Origin of the sequence: Chroococcidiopsis sp. [FACHB-1243], assembly GCF_014696895.1 — a bacterium.
Lineage (GTDB): Bacteria > Cyanobacteriota > Cyanobacteriia > Cyanobacteriales > Chroococcidiopsidaceae > Chroococcidiopsis.
Genome location: NZ_JACJQX010000116.1, coordinates 1 through 4180 on the forward strand (window position 1 = coordinate 1; position 4180 = coordinate 4180).

The following is a 4180-nucleotide window of genomic DNA, read 5'->3' on the forward strand; positions in this document are numbered from 1 at the left end:
CGGGTACAAAGTGTCGCCATTTAAACAAAGATTCAGATGCCATTTAGAGTGAGGTCAGAGGAAATTAACCTCCTCACCTTATCATTTTTGCGACACAACCCAAGACATACGCCTTGACTTTATCCAAACCGATACGGCAATTAATCCTGGTAACTCTGGGGGACCTTTGCTCAACGCTCAAGGACAAGTAATTGGCATTAACACAGCAATTCTTAGCGGAGCGCAAGGTTTAGGTTTTGCAATTCCAATTGACACTTCCCAGCGGGTTGCTAATCAATTAATAAAAACTGGTCGAGTCGAACATCCATATATAGGTGTGCGACTGATTGAGCTAACACCGGAAATTCAACAGGAAATTAATCAAAGTAATCTTGGTTTTAAAGTCGATCGAGAGCAAGGAGTCTTAATTGTCGCTGTGGCTCCCAACTCTCCAGCAGCGCGTGGTGGCTTACGTCCTGGCGATATTATTACCTCAGTAAAAGGAGTTCAAATTCAAAACGCCGACTCTGTTCAAGAGCAAGTACAAGCAACACATGCCGGAAATACTCTTCAATTTGAAGTTAACCGCAATGGTTTACCTCAAACTATCACAGTTAGACCGGAGCAATTGCTAGATGCTGCCTCTCGATCGTAAGCTGAAATTGTTAACTACTTAAGGCGCTATGCCAAGTCTAAAATTGCTGAAGCCTATTTTCAAAAATCAAAAAGTGTTTCAATAGATTGAAGGAAAACGAAAATATCAAATGACTTAAATTCATACTTACCTACACCAACTAAGCAAAAATTTGCCGCTACTTTTCACGTAGTAAGACCGATTAGCTTTTGGGTACAGTTATCACTAGGCGCTGTTTCTAGTTTGGCTTTGTTGTTGGCTGTATTTAGTCGTACTGTCACTACTCAAACAACGACAAATCCGGTCATGGGGTTTGGCGTTTTTTTAGGCATTATTGGAATTTTAGTGCTGTGCTTTAGACTCTATTGGGTGAATTGCTATAGGCGTTTAGACAAACTTTTACAGTCACCTAATCGAGAATTACATCCAAGAAAAGATGACGTAATTCAAGTATTGCAAACTGGTTTAATCGTCAGTTCGAGCGGATTATTGTTAGCTTTTTTAGCATCTGAAGTGACCGTTATTGCTGTATTATCGAAATCTCTAGCTCTGCCTCAAGGAGTGGCAGTCTATAGACCTGAAAATGTCATTCGTTCCCTAGATCTTTTTGTGGTTTTGGCAAACGTCAATCTGATTGGCGCTCACTTTTTCGGAAGTCTGACTTCACTGGGGTTGCTTAACTGGTTAGAGCGATAGAAATTCAACTACAGAGTCATCGGCGCAACAGGTTCAATCTCAGGATCTATTCCACCAACCTGATTAGTTCGCAACACCCACGCCGAACCACCCTGTCTGAGAAATGCTTCAATCACCTCATCACTGGTCAGACGAGGTAAGATAGTACGCCAAGTCAGCAAACTGCGAATTAAGTTTTGCACTGGGTCATCTTCCAGGGTGCTACCTAATACTTCAGCCCGATCTCTCCAGTCTGCTCGTGCCGTTCCCCACGGTAACAGTATATGTTTCAAATCGAGAGCTAACCTTTCTAGCTGCTCTAATCTATGCAACTGTTCGGGATGTTGTTGTTTCCATTTCTCAACATTTGGGTGAGACCGAATTGCTCTAGATATTTGCCTCAGCGCCGCATATAAGGCTTGATTGGCATCCTGGGTGCAGTTATTTGCAGGTTCGACGAAAGTGCCTCCTGTCCCGTCGCCAATGCGATAGCGAGCCGCCATAATTTCCAATTGATGGATGACTCGATCTAGAGGCGATCGCTTCCAACCATCAGTAGTTTCATAATCACCAGTAAAACCATCGAGTTCGACTATGGTATCGGCAACTGGACGCAACCCTAACCAGCCAAATGAGCGATCGCCCATGTAACGCGACCAATGCAAGCTACCTGCAATCAGTCCATCAGTATTATGAGTGTAGACTTGGTGATAAACTATTTCAAATCGCAATTCATCGGTTAACGGTTCTCGCACTACCTTGGCAATTCCGTAAGCAAAGTGACCGAAGTAGAGCGGACTTTTCGCCTTGGGTTCCGTTTTCTTGCCACCAATCCCACCATAGACGTGAATTAGTAAAGCCCGTTTACCTTCATACCAAGTAGCACTTCTTGCTTGAATTGTCTCGTCGCCCAGCAGAACAGAGCTAATCTTCCCTTTTTGGGCAGCCAGATTATCCCAGGACTCTTTTTTGAGATACTTTTTGACTGACTTTTTGCCCGCGATCGCGCGATCTGGTTTGACCTGCAACAGGACACGCGGCGCTAGAGCCTGCACGACAAATAATCCTGACTCATCTGGCGCGCCATAAATATACCATCCGGTTTCGTTTAAAGGAGATTTTTCAATATTCTTACTGGTTGATGGATAAGTGTTATTGCGGTTGGCTACTACAGAAGGCATCTTAACAATTTCTTCTGCTCCATCAAATTGCTTTGAAGCCCGATTGAAGTGAGCCACTTTAAACAAGTCACTTTCTGGCTGAATTGGTTGTACAAATTTCACTAATCCGTAGTATCGCCCCGTAACTTGCACGGGATCGTGAGAGATGTACAAGGCGTGTGGTGTAGTGTCGGGATCGTTGCCTAATGAGCACACGACAACAGGTTCAGGTAACATCACCATTACGTCATCGTGGGGATGCGAACCTGCTAGCGATTCCAAAGGATTGACAAGTCGCCAGCGATTAATTCGAGTCGGATGAACGATGCCCTGTTGACTGCTGTACTCTGCTTGGGCGCTAAAATGCACGTCTTTAGTTACTGCTTGGACGTAAGATTGCACCTCTGGCTCGTCACTGAGGCGCAAGATTACGACTTGTCCAACTAGATGTTGAAAATCAGCGGGGGCATGATGAACTTCAAACAACACTCCTTTAATAGCTTGCCGCTGGTATGAGGCGGGTAGAATTAATCGTCCCATCCAGGGTGCGATCGCTCGGTAGTATTCTTGTGACACAGATCGATCGATTGGATAAGACTCTGGGCGATTAAAATCTGCTTGCCGATACCGTTCGTAATTGCTTAACTTGCAAGGAGCCGCCCGATCCTCTTGTTGGGCAGTGTCAAATAAAATTCCTGTCACCCAATCGATAGTTTGTTGCAAGTAACTACGACCGTCGGGGAGAAATCTTTCTGGGTCCATTAATCCTCCTGGTACTTGATGCCCGACTGAACCTAGAGAAATCCGGCTCACTTTACCCATGCGAAGAGCGCGATTCCAGTAAGACAAAAAGAAGATAGCCCAACGTCCTGGGAACATCACGCACATACGCTCAACTATATCTTTGTCACCTACCAGATGATAGAGATGCTCAAGTTTCAAAACATTAATATTGCCACTAATCACCCCGCCAAGGGAAATGACCTCGATAGGTGCACTCAACGCCTGCCGCAAAAGCGGGGCTGCTGCTGCTGCCATTTGTCCGCTGCCGCTAAAACCAATTAGGGTAATCGGTACACCGCTATCGGGTTGGTAGCCGTGTCGGATCAGGGCTTGATACATCACTTGGGCAATTCCCAGGTTGTAAATGGGTCCGTAGCGTTTGTCAGCAGAAACGGCAACGATCAAGACGTTGCGAATGTTAACTAAGTAACCGAATAAGCTAGCAGGATTTTTGAGCCGCAATCGGTCAGCCAAGCGCCAAAAAAATGCCAAGGGGCGGTTTCCTGTCAGTGGGTTATTGCGGACTGAGTAGGGCATGATTCCTTTAATTAGCACCACGTCCTCTGGGAAAATGGGTGCTAAAGAGTCTAAAAACTCTTGAATATCTGGCAGATACTCAAATGTAGACTGACCAATGCCATCGAGATAAATTACATAACGGCTGGCAGCTTTTTGTTGTGGGGTAGGTTGCGATTTCCCCTTTAGATCGGGCGTAGTGTCTATGCGATCGCCATACCAACCCGCCCACCAGCTAAGGCTTTCCAAGGGAGCTAGTGGGACTTTGTAGAAAAGTAAGAAAAAATAGAGATACAATACAGTCACCGAGGTAGTTTTACGTCAGTCTCAACAGGAGCAGCGTAAATGAAAGATCAAGTAAGTGCAGCGATGCCAGCATGTTTTGATAACTGGTGTCGTCGGTTCGACGATATATTTTCTCGCCAAAAGCAGA

General features: G+C 45.2%; 3 protein-coding genes. 2 read left to right on the top strand and 1 reads right to left on the bottom strand.

Going from position 1 to position 4180, the window contains the following annotated elements; all coding sequences use genetic code 11:
• Positions 1-106 precede the first annotated feature (106 nt).
• Positions 107-634, top strand: coding sequence for a PDZ domain-containing protein (locus H6G17_RS34455; protein ID WP_192162773.1), 528 nt, complete (start codon positions 107-109; stop codon positions 632-634).
• 102 nt (positions 635-736) lie between these two features.
• Positions 737-1309 (top strand): DUF3611 family protein, encoded by a 573-nt coding sequence (locus tag H6G17_RS32145; RefSeq protein WP_192162775.1) that lies wholly within the window; start codon positions 737-739, stop codon positions 1307-1309.
• A gap of 8 nt (positions 1310-1317) precedes the next feature.
• On the opposite strand, the gene H6G17_RS32150 is transcribed toward H6G17_RS32145, so the two are convergent.
• Positions 1318-3996 (bottom strand): CAAX protease, encoded by a 2679-nt coding sequence (locus tag H6G17_RS32150; protein ID WP_192162771.1) that lies wholly within the window; start codon positions 3994-3996, stop codon positions 1318-1320.
• Positions 3997-4180 lie beyond the last annotated feature (184 nt).